General features: G+C 52.6%; 14 protein-coding genes. 8 read left to right on the top strand and 6 right to left on the bottom strand.

Features of this window, described 5'->3' with window-relative positions:
- Positions 1 to 34: 34 nt before the first annotated feature.
- From tauD to tauA, 4 genes are read right to left on the bottom strand one after another with little or no spacing between them, the layout of a single operon-like run.
- Positions 35 to 886, bottom strand: a complete 852-nt coding sequence (tauD, locus tag OGX86_RS15300) for a taurine dioxygenase (protein ID WP_048226333.1) — start codon at positions 884 to 886, stop codon at positions 35 to 37.
- Positions 883 to 1713, bottom strand: coding sequence for a taurine ABC transporter permease TauC (tauC, locus tag OGX86_RS15295; RefSeq protein WP_048214813.1), 831 nt, complete (start codon positions 1711 to 1713; stop codon positions 883 to 885). The genes tauD and tauC overlap by 4 nt, the downstream gene beginning before the upstream one ends.
- Positions 1710 to 2477: a taurine ABC transporter ATP-binding subunit gene (gene tauB, locus OGX86_RS15290; protein ID WP_048226334.1), complete on the bottom strand. Its 768-nt coding sequence runs from the start codon at positions 2475 to 2477 to the stop codon at positions 1710 to 1712. The genes tauC and tauB overlap by 4 nt, the downstream gene beginning before the upstream one ends.
- A 14-nt stretch (positions 2478 to 2491) precedes the next feature.
- Positions 2492 to 3454, bottom strand: a complete 963-nt coding sequence (gene tauA, locus OGX86_RS15285; protein ID WP_003830936.1) for a taurine ABC transporter substrate-binding protein — start codon at positions 3452 to 3454, stop codon at positions 2492 to 2494.
- 337 nt (positions 3455 to 3791) lie between these two features.
- Between tauA and OGX86_RS15280 the strand changes: the two genes are divergently transcribed.
- The 8 genes from OGX86_RS15280 (at position 3792) to OGX86_RS15245 (ending at position 13972) form a co-directional block, all read left to right on the top strand.
- Positions 3792 to 4421: a response regulator transcription factor gene (locus OGX86_RS15280; protein WP_008783889.1), complete on the top strand. Its 630-nt coding sequence runs from the start codon at positions 3792 to 3794 to the stop codon at positions 4419 to 4421.
- Positions 4421 to 5962 (top strand): MASE1 domain-containing sensor histidine kinase, encoded by a 1542-nt coding sequence (locus OGX86_RS15275; RefSeq protein ID WP_048226338.1) that lies wholly within the window; start codon positions 4421 to 4423, stop codon positions 5960 to 5962. The genes OGX86_RS15280 and OGX86_RS15275 overlap by 1 nt, the downstream gene beginning before the upstream one ends.
- Positions 5963 to 6047: 85 nt before the next feature.
- Positions 6048 to 7352, top strand: coding sequence for an MFS transporter family glucose-6-phosphate receptor UhpC (uhpC, locus tag OGX86_RS15270; RefSeq protein ID WP_003830933.1), 1305 nt, complete (start codon positions 6048 to 6050; stop codon positions 7350 to 7352).
- Positions 7349 to 8380 carry an ABC transporter substrate-binding protein gene (locus OGX86_RS15265; RefSeq protein ID WP_003830932.1) on the top strand — a complete coding sequence of 344 codons (1032 nt, stop codon included), beginning with the start codon at positions 7349 to 7351 and terminating at the stop codon, positions 8378 to 8380. The genes uhpC and OGX86_RS15265 overlap by 4 nt, the downstream gene beginning before the upstream one ends.
- A 68-nt stretch (positions 8381 to 8448) precedes the next feature.
- On the top strand, positions 8449 to 10527 hold the full coding sequence (locus OGX86_RS15260; protein ID WP_008783887.1) for an ABC transporter permease: 2079 nt from the start codon (positions 8449 to 8451) through the stop codon (positions 10525 to 10527).
- An 11-nt stretch (positions 10528 to 10538) separates the two neighbouring features.
- A complete protein-coding gene (gene fbpC / locus OGX86_RS15255) occupies positions 10539 to 11585 on the top strand; it encodes a ferric ABC transporter ATP-binding protein (RefSeq protein ID WP_000192349.1) in 1047 nt (348 codons plus the stop codon).
- 211 nt (positions 11586 to 11796) lie between these two features.
- The gene (locus tag OGX86_RS15250; protein WP_286640267.1) at positions 11797 to 12510 is read left to right on the top strand and encodes a hypothetical protein; all 714 of its coding nucleotides are present in this window, start codon (positions 11797 to 11799) and stop codon (positions 12508 to 12510) included.
- A 7-nt stretch (positions 12511 to 12517) separates the two neighbouring features.
- Positions 12518 to 13972 carry a PAAR domain-containing protein gene (locus OGX86_RS15245; protein ID WP_286640266.1) on the top strand — a complete coding sequence of 485 codons (1455 nt, stop codon included), beginning with the start codon at positions 12518 to 12520 and terminating at the stop codon, positions 13970 to 13972.
- Between the two features lie 489 nt (positions 13973 to 14461).
- Here OGX86_RS15245 and mmuM read toward each other — a convergent pair whose 3' ends face one another.
- Both mmuM and mmuP read right to left on the bottom strand, forming a co-directional pair.
- Positions 14462 to 15394, bottom strand: coding sequence for a homocysteine S-methyltransferase (mmuM, locus tag OGX86_RS15240; RefSeq protein WP_213786511.1), 933 nt, complete (start codon positions 15392 to 15394; stop codon positions 14462 to 14464).
- Entirely contained in the window at positions 15381 to 16784 is a 1404-nt protein-coding gene (gene mmuP / locus OGX86_RS15235) for an S-methylmethionine permease (protein ID WP_048216352.1), read from the bottom strand. The genes mmuM and mmuP overlap by 14 nt, the downstream gene beginning before the upstream one ends.
- Positions 16785 to 17040 lie beyond the last annotated feature (256 nt).

The raw sequence follows: 17040 nt of genomic DNA, 5'->3' as shown, positions 1-17040 counted from the left end.
GTTCCAGGCCCGATAAGTAAAACCCCACCAACAATCAACCCGCCCGATAAAAAGGCTGATCCCCAAGGATCGTCGCCCGGTGCATAATACGCCGCTGCGGCAGATAATCCGCATTGGCATAATGTTGCGTGACGCGATTATCCCAAATCGCCACATCGTTGGGCTGCCAGCGCCAGCGCACCTGAAACTCCGGTTTGGTGATATGCGCGAATAAAAAGCTTAGTAACGCCTCGCTCTCTTTTTCCGTCACATCGACAATTCGCGTAGTAAATCCCTCATTCACGAACAGTGCCTGTTTACCGCTTACCGGGTGTGTGCGCACCACCGGATGTAGCAACGGTGGATGTTTAGCGACCGCCTCCAGCCAGCGCTGATGCTCTTCTGGTGTCTTGCGATATTTATATTCCTGGAATGACTTACGGAAATCATGCTCTGCCCGCAGGCCACTCAACAGCTGACGAAACGGCTCAGACAATGCCTCATAAGCGGCAATTCCGCTAGTCCATAGAGTGTCTCCCCCGGCCGATGGCAGCTCTTTTGCTGCCAGAATCGCCCCGGCAGGCGGCGTGTCGATAAAGGTGACATCGGTGTGCCAGTTGTCGTTATCCGGCGGATTATCGTTATGGGTATCCAGTACGATAATTTCCTCTACCCCTTCGGCATGCGGATAGACAGGGTGAATATGCAGATCGCCGAAACGCAGCGCCAGTGCCCGCTGCTGTTGTGGCGTAATCACCTGCTCCCGCAAAAACACCACCTGGTGGCGCAGTACCGCATGATAAAGCTGTTCAAACTGATTATCGCTCAGCGGACGCGTCAAATCCGCACCAGTGATTTGTGCGCCAATGTACGGCCCCAGCGGGGTAATGCTCAGACGTTCACTCATTGTACTTCTCCATGCCAGGGCGTCAGGCGACGCTGAAGCGCGCGCAGACCCAGCTCTAAAATAAATGCGATAACGGCAATGACCGCGATCCCTGCCAGCACCACATCCGTTGCCAGAAACTCACCGGCTGACTGCACCATAAATCCTAACCCTCGCGTGGCCGCGATCAGTTCAGCTGCCACCAGCGTCGACCACCCCACGCCCAGTCCAATACGCAACCCGGTAAGAATTTCCGGCAAGGCACCCGGTAAAATCACAAACCACAGCACCTGCGCACGGCTGGCCCCCAGCGACTGCGCGGCCCGGATTCTCACCTGCTGCGCACTTTTTACCCCCGCCAGAGCCGACATCGCCACAGGGGCGAAAATCGCCAGATAGATCAGCAGGATCTTGGAGGTTTCACCGATGCCAAACCAAATGACCATCAGCGGTAAATAGGCCAGGGGAGGAACCGGACGATACAGTTCAATGATCGGATCGAGAATGCCGCGCATCGTAGGACTCAGCCCCATCGCGATCCCAACCGGAACGCCCAGCAGCACTGCCGCCAGCAGCGCGATAACAATACGCGTCAGACTCGCCGCCAGATGCTGCCACAGCGTGGCATCCATAAACCCTTGCGGCCCGGCAATGACGATCAGCTTTTGTAAAACCTGTCCCGGCGGCGGTAAAAACAGCGGACTGATTAACTGCAGCGCCGCCACCGTCCACCACACCGCCAGAATGACGGCCAACGTACCAAGGCTTAAGGTAATCTGCCGCGAGAACGGCCAGCGCCAGTTCAGCACCCGCTGGCGACGGGGTTTATCATTAATCACCACGCTCATGAGAATGCCTCCCGTTGTTCAAAGACCCGACCTAACACATACTCGCGCATGGCGATAAACTGCGGATCGGACTTAATGCTGCGGCTCGACTCTCCGGCCACAAAACGACGGGCAAAATTAAGCGGCAGTCGTTCCAGCACCCGACCAGGACCTGGCGACAGCAATACCAGCTCTGTCGCCATAAACACCGCTTCTTCGATATCATGGGTAATCAACAACACCTGTTTCCCGGTCTCATACCACAGCTTCAGCAGCAGGGTTTGCATCTGCTCGCGGGTAAAGGCGTCGAGCGCGCCAAAAGGTTCATCCAGCAGCAACAGCTGCGGGTTGGCCGCCAGTGCCCGCGCAATGCCGACACGCTGACGTTGTCCACCGGAAAGCTGCCAGATAAAGCGTTTGCCCGCGCCCTCCAGTCCGACTTTCTGCAACATATCCAGGGCAATACGCTGGCGCTGCGGCTTGTCCACGCCCGCCAGTTGCAGACCAAAAGCCACGTTGTCCTGCACGTTACGCCAGGGCAGCAGACCTTCGTTCTGGAACACGACCCCGCGATCTGCCCCCGGACCGTCAACCCTGTGACCTGCCAGCGTGATGCTGCCATGCTGATACGGCACAAACCCGGCAATCAGATTTAACAACGTGGTTTTCCCACAACCGGAAGGCCCGAGTACCACCAGCAGTTCACCGCTATCGAGCGTCAGGTTGATATCCTCCAGCGCCGGTTTTCCACCGTAGCTGGCAGCAAGATGAGAGATTTGCAGCATCATCGCCTCCTTATTTATTGCACGAAGCGATCGGTCACGTACTGGCTGTAATCTGTCGCGACAGCGGGGACTTTGCCCTGCTCTTTAAGGAACTGCGCGGTGTCGATAATCGCTTTGTTCACCGGGCCGGTTAGCTCAGCGGTTTGCTGTTGCGGTGTCAGGTAAGTGTTACCTTTCACCAGCCCCGGTACATCCGCCTCCGGTACGCCGCTCAAACGTGACAGTTTGCTGATATTCTCCGGCTGCTTCAGCCATTCATCAGGATTAGCGATATAAGGCTGCTGGGCATCGATAGCGCTTTTGGCAAAGGCTTTCACCACCTCAGGATGCTTCTCGGCAAAATCTTTGCGCACCACCCACACGTCCAGCGTCGGTGCCCCCCACTCGCCAACCTGCGAGGAGTCGGTTAACACCTTGCCGTCTTTTTCCAGCGCGTTGACCGCAGGTGCCCAGACATACGCACCATCAATATCTCCGCGCTGCCATGCGGCAATAATCGCCGGTGGTTGCAGGTTCACAATCTCCACCTGGCCGGGTTTAATCCCCCAATGTTTCAACGCCGCCAGCAGGCTGTAATGGGTGGTGGAAATAAACGGCACGGCAATGCGTTTGCCAATCAAATCTTCCGGTTTACTGATGTTTTTCTTCACCACCAGCGCCTCAGAATTGCCGAGCTTTGATGCCAGCAGGAAAACCTCAATAGGCACCTGCTGACTGGCAGCGACCGCCAGCGGGCTGGAGCCAAGATTACCGATCTGCACATCACCGGATGCCAGCGCACGAACGATGCTCGCCCCGCTGTCGAATTTGCGCCAGTCAACGGTCGCCCCGCTCTCTTTGGCAAACGTGTTGTCCGCCTGCGCCACTTTGGCAGGTTCGGCGGAGGTCTGATAAGCAACGGTGACGTTCACCGCCTGCGCCTGAAATGCGATGAATGCCAGTGCGGCAAGAAGTGCGTTACGCGATGAAATAGCCATGATTGTCTGCTCCCCTGTCTTGTTATAGGGGCAGTATTTCGTTGCGGCACAATTTGATAAAGGAATTAAAAATTCTGGCTAAGAACAAAGCGTTTTTAGAAAAAAAACGGCAATAGTTAGCTATTTCGCTCATTACGGAACGTAGGCCGGATAAGGCGCTTGCGCCGCCATCCGGCAATCAATGCCTTATGCGCTGTGCTTATCAGGCCTACACTCGCTACAACACCCGGCAAATTATTGCGATTTTGTTACATTCGTTACATATCCGCGCCACGATGATTGCCAGCGCGGCGCTGGCAGGCATCATAGAGGCCATTGTCAGCAAGAGAGCAATATCATGATTCATGTTGTGCTGGTGGATGACCATGTGGTGGTGCGTTCCGGCTTTGCGCAATTACTCAGTCTCGAAGACGATCTGAACGTTACCGGTCAGTACAGCAGCGCGGCGGAAGCCTGGCCTGCACTTCTGCATGATGATGTCAGCGTCGCGGTAATGGATATCGCCATGCCGGATGAAAATGGCCTGAGCCTGTTAAAACGACTGCGGGCGCAGAAGCCCGGTTTTCGCGCCATTATTCTCAGCATTTATGACTCGCCCACGTTTGTGCAAAGCGCGCTGGACGCAGGCGCCAGCGGCTACCTGACCAAACGCTGCGGCCCGGAAGAACTGGTGCAGGCTGTACGCTCAGTAGGCATGGGCGGCCATTACCTGTGCGCCGATGCGCTGCGTGCGCTACGCGGCGGCGAGCAGCCCGCGCAGGTTCTGGAAGTTCTGACCCCGCGCGAGCGTGAAGTGTTTGATCTGTTGGTCAAAGGCGACAGCGTAAAAGAGATCGCCTTCAAGCTCGACCTCAGCCACAAGACGGTGCACGTTCATCGCGCGAACGTGCTGGGCAAACTGCAATGCCACAGCACCATCGATCTGGTGCATTTTGCCCTCGACCACCAGCTATTGACGGGGCATTAATGTCGCGTAACCTTCGGCATTGGGTTATTTCTCTGTTTATTCTGCTGGCCTGGGGATCGGGCTGGCTGATGCTGTGGACGCTGGGGTTTTACCTGACCCACAACGGCCAGCAGGCGGCGCTATTTCTGCCACACGGCGTCTATCTCGCGCTGTTAATTCTGCTTTCTCGCCGTTACTGGCCCGCGCTGATACTACCGCCGGTGTTGATGTTGTTCTGGCTGCACAGCGAGCAATTATTGAATGGCTATATCCTGCTGGCTGCGCCGTTAATTAGCCTGATTCCAGCGAGCATCGGCCAGTCATACTGGCACCGCTTTCCCCTTTACTGGCAACGCTTAACGCTGCTGCTGGCCGCCGTAACGCTCACCTCATTGCTCAATACTGCCCTGCTTTCACCGTTTATCCAGAGCCCGGCAACGCTGATTGGCCTGGCGTCGTTTACCGGCGGCGTGTTGCTGACGCCGTTTGTCTATCTGATCTATGAATTTCTGCGCCAACAGCACCGCTATCATCTGCTCGGGCTGGATACCACCAATCCCCCGCTGCGCACTTCGCTTATCATCTGGTGTAGCCTGTTTTTTATTATTGGCATCGGCACCCAAATGGTGCTGTCGCCGGAGATCGAGCGCCTGTTGCTGATCGTGGTGTTCTTACCGAACGTGGTGATGGCGTGGAAATTTGGCTGGCAGGGTGGCGTGTTGTCAGGATTGCTCGGCAGTATGATGATCACCATCGCCCGGCAAATCGGTGTCGGGTTCAGTAATTTACTGGAGCTGGAGATTTTCCTCGCCACCCAGGCTCTGCTGGGTATAGGGCTGGGGATCGCCATCAGCCGCCAGCAGCATTTGGCGCAAAACCTGCACCATTATCGCCAGCGTCTGGAAACCGAACTGGCGGCGCGTCGCGCGCTGACCGAACAGCTGATCCGCACCGAAGAAAACACGCGCAAAAGCCTGGCGCGGGAACTGCACGACGAAATTGGTCAGAACATCACCGCCATTCAAATTCAGTCGCAACTGGTCAAACGCGCACCGGGTCGTGAGCAAACGCTTGAGGCTGCGAATCAAATCAACGACCTGGCCCGGCGTATTCATCACTCCACCCGTCAGTTGCTGCGCCAACTACGCCCCCCCGCGCTCGATGAACTGTCTTTTAAAGATGCACTACATCATCTGGTGAATGAATTTGCTTTTGCTGAACGGGGTATTCGCTGCCGCTTTGATTATCAGCTAGAAAATACGCCAGAAAACGAAACGGTGCGCTTCACGCTGTATCGCCTGTTGCAGGAGTTACTCAATAACGTCTGTAAACATGCCGATGCCAGCGATGTGTCGATTACGCTGCGCCAGCGGGAAAATTGCTTGTTTCTGGACGTCGCTGACAACGGCGTTGGTATTCTGCCAGAAAAAATTCCCGGTTTCGGTATCCAGGGGATGCGTGAGCGGGTGAGCGCCCTTGGCGGTGAACTGACGCTCGAATCAAACAATGGCACGCGAGTAATTGTTAACCTGCCCACAAATTTGCAACAAACCAGTCGCTAACCAGGAAAAAGTCTTAGTCACTGCGGACTTTCTCTCATCCCCTTTTGCTTTCACTTTCCTATAGTCAGCACAAACGGAGACTGCCATGCATACACGCTCAGCCAGCGAAACAGACCAACAATACCGGGCGCTACGCCCCCGGCTGCTGATGTGTATGGTAATTGGTTACGCCGCGTTTTATCTGACGCGCAAAAGCGTTAACTATGTCCTCCCGGCGCTACAAACAGACCTGGGTCTGGATAAGGGCGATATCGGCTTGCTCGGGTCACTGTTTTATCTGACCTATGGTCTGTCGAAATTTACCGCCGGGCTGTGGCACGACAGCCACGGACAGCGCGCGTTTATGGGTATTGGTCTGTTTGCCACCGGCGTTTTAAACGTGCTGTTCGCCTTTGGTGAATCGCTGACGCTGCTGCTGGTGGTCTGGACGCTGAACGGATTTTTTCAGGGCTGGGGCTGGCCGCCCTGTGCCCGACTGCTGACCCACTGGTACTCGCGCAACGAACGTGGCTTCTGGTGGGGCTGCTGGAATATGTCGATCAACATCGGTGGCGCCATTATCCCGCTGATTAGCGCTTTTGCCGCCCACTGGTGGGGCTGGCAGGCGGCCATGCTGGCACCGGGGATAATCAGTATGGCACTGGGAATCTGGCTCACCCTGCAATTGAAAGGCACGCCCCAGGAAGAAGGATTACCCACGGTTGGGGAATGGCGGCATGACCCGCTGGAGCTGCGTCAGGAACAGCAAAGCCCGCCGATGGGGCTGTGGCAAATGTTGCGCACCACCATGCTGAAAAACCCGATGATCTGGCTGCTCGGCGTGTCGTATGTATTGGTCTACTTGATCCGCATTGCGCTCAACGACTGGGGCAACATCTGGCTGACGGAAAGCCACGGCGTGAATCTGCTCAGCGCCAATGCCACGGTGATGCTGTTTGAAGTTGGCGGCTTGCTGGGGGCGCTGTTTGCCGGATGGGGATCGGATCTGCTGTTCAGCGGTCAGCGTGCGCCGATGATTTTGCTGTTCACGCTGGGGCTGATGGTTTCCGTCGCCGCACTGTGGCTGGCACCAGTGCACCACTACGCGCTACTGGCAGTGTGTTTCTTTACCGTGGGCTTTTTTGTGTTTGGCCCACAAATGCTAATTGGCCTCGCAGCCGTTGAATGCGGACACAAAGCAGCGGCAGGTTCAATTACCGGTTTTCTCGGGCTGTTCGCCTATCTGGGGGCCGCGCTGGCGGGTTGGCCGCTGTCGTTGGTCATAGAACATTACGGCTGGTCGGGAATGTTCAGTTTGCTCTCGGTTGCCGCTGTCTTTATGGGTTTATTGCTGATGCCGTTGCTCATTGCGGGCATTACCCCTTCTCTCAGTCAAAGGATAAAACAATGAAACTGACGCTTACCTCTACCCTGATTGCTTCCGCTCTGACGCTGGCGGCCTTCAGCAACGCAGCCCAGGCGCAGGGCCGTCTGGTGGTGTATTGCAGCGCCACCAACGAGATGTGCGAAACCGAAACCAAAGCCTTCGGTGAAAAATATGATGTGAAAACCTCATTCATTCGCAACGGCTCGGGCAGTACGCTGGCGAAAGTGGATGCCGAGAAGAAAAACCCGCAGGCGGATGTGTGGTACGGCGGTACGCTGGATCCGCAATCCCAGGCCGGTGAAATGGGTCTGCTGCAGCCGTATAAATCACCAAACCTCGAACAGATCATGGAGAAATTCCGCGATCCCGCGAAGGTCAAAGGTAACCTCTCTTCGGCGGTTTACGTCGGTATTCTGGGCTTTGGCGTCAACACCCAGCGCCTGAAAGAGAAAAACCTGCCGGTGCCAAAATGCTGGAAGGATCTGACCAAACCGGAATACAAGGGCGAAATCCAGATTGCTGACCCGCAAAGCTCCGGTACCGCCTACACCGCGCTGGCGACCTTTGCTCAACTGTGGGGTGAAGATCAGGCCTTTGATTACCTGAAACAGCTCAATGCCAACGTCTCTCAATACACCAAATCCGGCATTGCCCCGGCGCGTAACGCCGCTCGCGGCGAAACGGCTATCGGCATTGGCTTCCTGCACGACTACTCGCTGGAAAAAGAACAGGGCGCACCGCTGGAGTTGATTTCCCCCTGCGAAGGCACCGGGTATGAAATCGGCGGCGTCAGCATCCTGAAAGGTGCGCGCAACGTCGACAACGCCAAACTGTTCGTTGACTGGGTGCTGTCGAAAGACGCACAGGAGCTGGCGTGGAAGAAAGGGAAATCCTATCAGATCCTGACCAACACCACCGCCGAGACCTCTCCTAACTCGCTGAAGCTCGACGACCTGAAGCTTATCAATTACGACATGGATAAGTACGGCTCGACTGACGTACGTAAGGCGTTGATCAATAAGTGGGTTAGCGAAGTTAAGATGGGTAAATAAGCCCACGTTGCGTTCATTTGCCGGGTGCGGTGTAAACGCCTTACCCGGCCTACATTACCGGAAACGCTATGTCACACACACTTGCACTCCATCCCGTGAAAAAACGGGATGCGATATTTCTTTGGGTTTTGCTCGGCTGGCTGGCGTTTGCCCTGCTGCCTAGCTGGAGCCTGGACTACGGTCTGCTGGAGTCAACGCGGGAAGAAATACTCGCCGCCTACGGCTGGTCGCAGTTTAATATCAGTTGGCTGTGGTATCTGCTGCCAAGCCTGCTGCTGGTGCGCCCATTCCATGAAGCCAGGCGCGAACAGCGCAGCCGCCATTATCTTGACGCGGGTTGGGCATTTTTCTGTATGGCCTTTATTGTCGCCAGCGCCACCCTTGAGGGTCGCGGCTTAGGCTATGCCACCATCGTGCTGTTTGTCGCGCTTGGCGCAATCATGACCCTGGCGCTCACCCGCCTCGAATGGCTGGGCGGTGACCGTTTCGTCATCGGCTCGCTTACCGCGATTGTCGCGCTGATCGGTATTTTTATCGTCTGGCCGAGCATCGCCATTTTCATTCCGATGTTCACCAACGACGCCGGGGAATTTGCCCCGCTGGCGTTTATGAATGTGCTGTCGCAGGCGCATATCATTCAGGTGATCCTCAACTCGATTATGCTGTCGATTGCCGTCGGCGTCGGCTGTACCTTCTTTGGTCTGGTACTGGCTATCTACACCACCCGTATCGCCAGACGCAGCGCCATAATCGGACGTATCTTCTCGATTTTGCCGATCGTCACTCCGCCGTTTGTCGTCGGTTTAGGCGTCACGCTGATGATGGGACGCTCCGGTTACATCACCGAGTTTATGGTCGAATGGTTTGGTTTAACCAACACCAACTGGCTGTATGGCTTTACCGGCATCTGGCTGGCTCAGGTTCTGGCCTTTACGCCGATGGCGTTTATGATCCTCGACGGAGCAATCAAAACCATTCATCCGTCGCTGGAAGAAGCGTCATACACCCTGCGTGCCAGCCGCTGGCAGACCTTTAACGGCGTGTTTGTCCCGCTGCTGAAACCCGCACTGGCTAACGCTTTTTTGATTGTGGTCGTGCAGTCACTGGCCGACTTTAGTAACCCGCTGGTGCTCGGCGGAAACTTCGACGTGCTGGCAACGCAAATCTACTTCTACATCACCGGTTCGCAGCTTGACTACCAGGCCGCCAGTACGCTGGGTGCCTTCCTGCTGCTGTTTTCGCTGCTGGTGTTCTGCGTGCAGTATATGTGGATTGGTAAACGCTCATACGTCACCGTTTCCGGCAAATCCTACCGGGGCGACGTACAGCCGTTGCCGGTAACGCTGGTATGGAGTGTGGTCGCGCTGCTGGCAGTGTGGATTGCCTTTAACGCCCTGCTCTACGGCAGCATTTTCTACGGCAGTTTCACCGTCAACTGGGGCGTGGACTACACCCTGACGCTGGCGAACTTTACCAAACTGTTCGGTCAGGGGATGAGCGACGGCGCGTGGCCTTCACTGCTCGACACCCTGCTCTACGCCGGGATTGCCGCGCCGATCACCGCGATCTTCGGTCTGCTGATCGCATGGATCGTGGTGCGCCAGCAGTTTAAAGGCAAGAAGACCATCGAGTTCACCACCATGCTGTGCTTTGCCGTTCCGGGCACCGTCGCGGGCGTGTCGTACATTCTGGCCTTTAACAGCGCCCCAGTGTATCTCACCGGCACCGCCGCCATCGTGATTATCTCGATGGTGATGCGTAACGTCCCGGTCGGCATTCGCGCGGGCATCGCGGGCTTGGGCCAAATCGATAAATCACTGGATGAAGCCTCACTCAGCCTGCGCGCCGGTTCTCTGCGTACTATTACGCACATCCTGCTGCCGCTGCTGCGCCCGGCGATCCTCTCGGCGCTGATTTACAGCTTTGTGCGCGCCATTACCACCGTCAGCGCCATTGTGTTCCTCGTCACGCCGGATACCCGCGTAGCGACGGCTTACATCCTCAACCGCGTGGAAGATGGCGAATACGGTGTGGCGATTGCCTACGGTTCCATTCTGATCGTGGTGATGCTGGCGATTATTTTCATCTTTGACTGGCTGATCGGTGAATCACGAACCTCCCGTTCAAAAGCCAAAAACCAGGCGTAATGGAGCGCACTATGACTCAGAAAAATTTCGTTGAACTGCGCAACGTCACTAAACGATTTGGCAGTAATACGGTAATCGACAATATCAACCTCACCATCCCGCAGGGGCAAATGGTGACGCTGCTCGGCCCGTCCGGCTGCGGCAAAACCACTATTTTGCGCCTGGTTGCCGGGCTGGAAAAACCGAGCGAAGGGCAAATTTTCATTGATGGCGAAGACGTCACCCATCGCTCTATTCAGCAGCGCGATATCTGTATGGTGTTTCAGTCCTATGCCCTGTTCCCGCATATGTCGCTGGGAGAGAATGTCGGTTATGGCCTGAAAATGCTCGGCGTACCGCGCGCAGAGCTGAAAGCCCGCGTCAAAGAGGCGTTGGCGATGGTGGATCTGGAAGGATTCGAAGACCGCTTTGTCGATCAGATCTCCGGCGGGCAGCAGCAGCGCGTGGCGCTGGCCCGCGCGCTGATCCTCAAGCCGAAAGTGCTGCTGTTTGATGAGCCGTTGAGTAACCTCGACGCCAACCTGCGTCGCAGCATGCGCGACAAGATCCGCGAGTTGCAAAAGCAGTTTGATATCACCTCGCTGTACGTCACCCACGATCAGAGCGAAGCCTTTGCGGTTTCTGATACTGTGCTGGTGATGAACAAGGGACACATCATGCAGATCGGCTCACCGCAGGATCTTTACCGCCAGCCCGCCTCCCGCTTTATGGCGAGCTTTATGGGCGATGCCAACCTGTTCCCGGCAACCTTCAGCGACGGATACGTTGATATCTACGGCTATCATCTGCCGCGCCCGCTGCACTTTGGTACACAGGGTGAAGGGATGGTCGGTGTGCGCCCGGAAGCGATCACGCTCAGCGATCGCGGCGAAGAGAGCCAGCGCTGCGTGATCCGCCATGTCGCCTATATGGGGCCGCAGTATGAAGTGACGGTGGAATGGCACGGGCAGGAGATTTTATTGCAGGTCAACGCTACGCGTCTGCAACCGGACGTCGGCGAGCAGTATTATCTTGAAATCCATCCGTACGGCATGTTTGTTCTGGCGGATGCGGCATAATTTGTGCCGGGCTACGATCAAACAACGGACCAGATAAAATTAATTTGATTATAGAGAAGGAAAAATCCTTATAAAATATTTATTAAGTAAATACATATAAACTTAATTATTCCAAGCCTGAATCATCCTTAATTGGATTCAGGCTTTTTTATTACTTATGCGATCAGCCGCACAACTTTTACAGAGAAAATAGTATGTCATCACGTTTTCAATGGATGAGAGAGATTCAAAAATGTATTTTTACCAGGAAGAAAACCAAATCACTCAATATATAAGCGAGCACGAATTATGGGTATTGGGCCGTGTCAGCGGGATATACAACAAAACAACACATAAAAACGAAAAAATGTTAGAACCGTTGTGGAGGAGATACGTTCGAAGTATCGAGGGGATTTTAATCTTTTATTCAAAGATGGAAGCATCAATTTACTCTGTTTACCTAGAGAAAAAATTTAATGAAAAGTGGAGCGTACATGCACTGAATGATTTTAACATTGGGGAAATGGTAAAAAACAATAAAACCATCAAAAATAGCGATGATTATTATCTGCTGTTGAGTGCAGGATTATGGGCTGATAAACAATGCAATATTATATATCATGGTTATCATTTAGCTCAAGTTGTAATCCCCGTCAAATATACCTTTAGCAGTTTCAGTGAAAATGAAAAATTGCCTATCCTAAAAATACCTGAAAAAGTTACAGATAGATTTCATCAAATGTGGAAGAAAAGATTCCCTGATTTTCTAAGTCATACTCAATCGCAATGTAATTATCATAATGACTATTTAAAAGAACAAAGTCTAATCGCTTATAATAATATACAATTCAAAGAATCGAATAAAATCGAAGATTGTGTTTATATGGCAACATGGAAAAATGACTGGATTTTTTGTAATCCGGAAAGTTTAAGTTTATTAAAATGAGAATTGTATGGGAATTGCATATTTTTTAAGGGTCGGTGATAAAACAACCTGCGGCGGTACTATTTTAACAGGCTGTACTAATCATATACTCGACGGACAGCCAACGGCACGACATGGCGATAGCTATATATGCGGTAAAGATAAAAAACTCTACCACATAGTAGGAGGACAACCGGGTTATTTTATACATGGTGTTCAAGCTGCCGGAACAGCACATAGCGTTGGCACATGCCCCTGCAAATGCAGATTTATTAACTCAATTTCAAATGTCACTTATTTCTATGAGAGTGAAGTTCTCTCCGCACCTAAGTCAGTCACAAACAGAGTGGTCTCTGTAGCTCCGCAGAACGCGCCAAAACCGCTCACGATGGCACCTGGACCATATTGTCCGGGTGAAGAGGATAAACCGCCTCGTGAGCCTGTCGATGGGGGATTTTGTGTATTGCCCTATGAGTCAAAACCATCAACATATGAGCCGTATATTTTCGTTAACCCCCCCGAGGGTACGAGAGAGCTGTATCACAAACTGAACCCTGATATGAAAAAACAACCTGGTTCAATTCTGATTGTTGTTGATCCTGAAAAGCAAGATCAGCAACAGATTGAAACATTGCAAAAAGCGCGTGATCGAATTGATAAAGCTCTGGCCCCACTTACCTTGCAGGATGCAAAGTTATTGCATGATAACAGAGGAGCCGTGGATGCATTTTCATATCAACTTTTCGGTGATTATTTAGGAAATGCTGGAGATGGTTTTGGATATATTAGTGAGATAGGTAAAAGTTATTACGGAGAAATAAAACAAATATTAATTGAAATTCAGGAGTTATATAAAGATACGTACAGTCATAACAAAGGAATTATATCTGGGGAAGAGTTCTTTGGTCAACGAGCAAGACTGTTTAAAAACCTAGATGCTGTTTTAAACAAATTTTCAAAAACCCAGCTTAATTTAGAAGAATATGATAGTATTAAAAAAGCATTAGGTTTATCTACAAGTTCAATTATGTATAAATGGGATAAAACTGGAATAGATAACATTGAAGGTTATGCTACATATATTGAGCGCTCGGCAAAACTAATGAATCTAATGAAAACAGTTGGTTTTGTTGGCATAGGTTTAGATTTTTCCGGATATACATCAAACGTTTATGACGCTTGTTCAAAAGGTCGTGAAAGTGCTTGTAAAAAAGCGGCTATTACTGAATATAGTAAATTTGGATTCAAACAGGCTAGTAGTATGCTTACTGGTCTGGCGGTCGGACGTGGCGCAAATGTGGTTTGTACGTGGATATTAGGGCTTTCAACTATAGAAGCTGGTGGGGTCGGTGCTGCACTGTGTTTTGCTACAGGGGTTGGTGTTACTATTGCATCAAGTAAACTTGTAGAAAAATATGGCGAAAATGCTGGTGAATATTTAGGGGGACATATTATATATGAAAATTTTTTTAATTCAAAATGAAACGATTATAAAAAACTTAATTTGCCTTGCGTTTGTATTTGATTTTTTTATATTCACAACATGTTACTTTTACAATAAAAAAGCATACAGAAAAATAGTTGAAATATACGAGAAAGAGATAGGTCCCCTACCGCTTTCAACAAAGTTATGCAAAGATGCCAGTGTTTTTCTTACTCCATGCTTATATAATGAGAAAGTTAATTTTATAACTAGAAGTTTAAATTTTAAATACCATAAGCATTTACATCACGGTATAAGCATAGAAGGGTATAATCTAATAAGAAATCTGCCAAAAAAATTAACATTAGGATTTAGAATTGAATCAATGTCATTATTTATTTGCATTCCTATAATAATCGGATTTTTTATCATCTTCTAACTAAAGGGACTCCATTGGAGTCCCTTCTTTAATTTTATATCAATACACCCTATATCTGATCAACAATCCAGCTGTATCGCCACATCATTCACTGTAGCCCCGATAAACTCTCAGCTTCGCGCTTTTAACGCGGCGATATCCGCAGGCGTGGTGCGACAGCACCCGCCAATCAACCGTGCGCCAGCGGCCTGCCACTGCGGCAGATAATCCGCCAGCTGCGCGCAATGCTCACCGTGATGATGCCAGGTTTTGCTCACGGCATCGTAATGCTCGCCCGAGTTCGGATACACCACCAGCGGCAGCGCCGTTAAACCGTGTAAATGCTGCAACGCAGCGGTGGTGTTTTCCAGCGCAATACAGTTAATGCCTAGCGCCACCACCTGCGGATAACCCGCCAGCAACGCAACCACGTCACGCAGCGGCGTGCCCTCACTCAGGTGCTCGCTGTCGCGCAGGGTAAATGAGAACCACGCCCGCGCACGCGGATATGCGGTCAACAGCTCAGCCAACGCCTCAATCTCGGCGAAATTCGGCAGGGTTTCGCAGGCCAGCAGATCGGCCCCGGCATCCAGCAAGGCTTCCACGCGCGGGCGATGAAACGCCTGAAATGCCTCAACGCTACAATGATAATCGCCACGGTATTCAGAGCCATCCGCCAGATACGCGCCGTAAGGCCCGACGGATCCCGCCACCAGAAGCGTTCCCGCCTGCGGGTTCTCTGCCAGATACGCTTCACGGGCTTTACGCGCCAGCTCCACGCTTTTGCCAATCAGCGCTTTCGACTGCGCTTCATCCAGACCTCGCGCGGCGAAGCCCGCCGGCGTCGCCTGATAGCTGGCAGTGATCGCGCATTGCGCCCCCGCCCGGTAGTAATCAAGATGCACTTCGCGGATAAGCTCCGGGTTTTCTACCAGCACTTTGGCTGACCACAGGCTGTCGGCTAAGTTACACCCTCGCGCTTCCAGCTCCGTCGCCATCGCGCCATCCAGCAGCAGGATATCCTGTTTATCAAGGAGAGCGCGTAACGGATTATTCTGCGACATGTTCTGGCTCCTGTTTTGCGTTTCGGGGTTGAGTAAGGAAATAAGCACCATAGCACAACGCAACAAACGGTAACCCGCACCACAACGCAATTCTCTGCGCTGGATCGAATGCCAGCCCTACACAGGCCACCAGGCACAGCATAAAACCTAATACCGGCACCAGCGGATACCACGGCGCGCGATAATGTAATTCACTCAATGCCTTACCTTGTTGCAGATGACGGCGACGAAAAACAAAATGCGAGGCGCAGATACTCAGCCACACCGCCACCACCGCAAATCCGGAGATTGCCGACAGCGCAACAAATACCGTGTCCGGGGCCACCACGCTGGAAAACAGCGCCAGCACACCACCGAGCATACTGACCGACAGCGCCGTCAGTGGCACGCCGTTTTTCGTTACTCGCGCAAAACAGGCCGGTAGCGTACGTTCATTCGACAACGACCACAGCATGCGCCCGGAGGCATATAACCCGGAGTTCGCTGCAGAAAGAATAGCCGTCAGGATCACGAAGTTAAAAATATCAGCGGCGTACGGGATCCCTACTTTCTCAAACACCAGCACAAACGGGCTTTTCTCCACGCCCGCCTGCTGCATCGGGATCAGCGCTGCCAGCACAAACACGGTGCCGATAAAGAAAATAATCAGTCGCGCGATGGTAGTACGAATCGCTACCGGGATAACTTTGCGCGGGTTTTCCGTTTCACCGGCGGCAATGCCGATAAGCTCGGTACCCGAAAAAGCAAAGTTCACTGCCACCATAGTCATCAGAATCGGTAAGCCACCGTGCGGGAACCAGCCTTCTGCCGTGATATTACTCAGCCCCGGCGCGGGCGAGCCATCCTGCATCGGAATAAAGCCGAAAATCGCCGCCCCACCGAGGATGATAAAGGCGATGATAGTGACCACTTTGACCAGCGAGAACCAGAACTCCCCTTCGGCAAAAAAGCGCGTGGAGATAACATTCAGACCAAAAATAATCGCGCAAAACACCACACACCAGACCCATACCGGCACCTGTGGAAACCAGTACTGCATACAGAATCCAGCGGCGGTAAAGCTCGAACCCAGCGCCACGGTCCAGGTCAGCCAGTAGAGCCAGGCCACGGTATACCCGGTAGCCGGACCAAGATAGCGCGCGGCATAAACGTGAAACGCTCCGGTCTCCGGCATCGCGACCGACAGCTCGCCCAGACACTGCATAACCAGCCAGACCACCAGCGCGCCAATCAGATAGGCCAGCAGCGTTCCCGCCGCTCCAGTGGTGGAAATGATGTACCCGGTATTGAAGAATAATCCTGTGCCAATCACGCCGCCCAAGGAAAGCATAATCAGGTGACGCGTTTTCATTGTGCGCTTCAGTGGCGCATTTTGTTGTGTTGTTTGCATATAACCTTCTAAACGTATGGACATCTAAACATCCAAAGAAGGTTTGTTATACCGCGTTTGTTAACAGAATGCAAAGTCAACCCTGCACCAGACGCAGATGCCCGCGCCGGGCGCTTAATAGCGGGTGGGGATTAATAATCAGATACAAAAAGGGCCGCCAGCTCATAACGCCTCCGTTGCCATGTTTTATCTAAACTTTGGCAACACAGTTGACTGACGGCGTTAACCCGGAAGTAGGAATCAAATCTCCCCACTC

Origin of the sequence: Citrobacter sp. Cpo040, from assembly GCF_030332915.1 — a bacterium.
Classification (GTDB): Bacteria; Pseudomonadota; Gammaproteobacteria; order Enterobacterales; family Enterobacteriaceae; genus Citrobacter; species Citrobacter portucalensis.
Note: the sequence above shows the minus strand (reverse complement) of the source record. Positions and strands in the feature narration are given on the sequence as shown.

Bases quoted from the DNA above. Each gene is read 5' to 3' on its own strand.
- fbpC (WP_000192349.1), top strand. From the start codon at position 10,539: ATGACTCAGAAAAATTTCGTTGAACTGCGCAACGTCACTAAACGATTT.
- OGX86_RS15250 (WP_286640267.1), top strand. From the start codon at position 11,797: ATGGATGAGAGAGATTCAAAAATGTATTTTTACCAGGAAGAAAACCAA.
- uhpC (WP_003830933.1), top strand. From the start codon at position 6,048: ATGCATACACGCTCAGCCAGCGAAACAGACCAACAATACCGGGCGCTA.
- mmuP (WP_048216352.1), bottom strand. From the start codon at position 16,784: ATGCAAACAACACAACAAAATGCGCCACTGAAGCGCACAATGAAAACG.
- tauB (WP_048226334.1), bottom strand. From the start codon at position 2,477: ATGCTGCAAATCTCTCATCTTGCTGCCAGCTACGGTGGAAAACCGGCG.
- mmuM (WP_213786511.1), bottom strand. From the start codon at position 15,394: ATGTCGCAGAATAATCCGTTACGCGCTCTCCTTGATAAACAGGATATC.
- tauA (WP_003830936.1), bottom strand. From the start codon at position 3,454: ATGGCTATTTCATCGCGTAACGCACTTCTTGCCGCACTGGCATTCATC.
- OGX86_RS15275 (WP_048226338.1), top strand. From the start codon at position 4,421: ATGTCGCGTAACCTTCGGCATTGGGTTATTTCTCTGTTTATTCTGCTG.
- OGX86_RS15260 (WP_008783887.1), top strand. From the start codon at position 8,449: ATGTCACACACACTTGCACTCCATCCCGTGAAAAAACGGGATGCGATA.
- tauD (WP_048226333.1), bottom strand. From the start codon at position 886: ATGAGTGAACGTCTGAGCATTACCCCGCTGGGGCCGTACATTGGCGCA.
- OGX86_RS15265 (WP_003830932.1), top strand. From the start codon at position 7,349: ATGAAACTGACGCTTACCTCTACCCTGATTGCTTCCGCTCTGACGCTG.
- OGX86_RS15280 (WP_008783889.1), top strand. From the start codon at position 3,792: ATGATTCATGTTGTGCTGGTGGATGACCATGTGGTGGTGCGTTCCGGC.
- OGX86_RS15245 (WP_286640266.1), top strand. From the start codon at position 12,518: ATGGGAATTGCATATTTTTTAAGGGTCGGTGATAAAACAACCTGCGGC.
- tauC (WP_048214813.1), bottom strand. From the start codon at position 1,713: ATGAGCGTGGTGATTAATGATAAACCCCGTCGCCAGCGGGTGCTGAAC.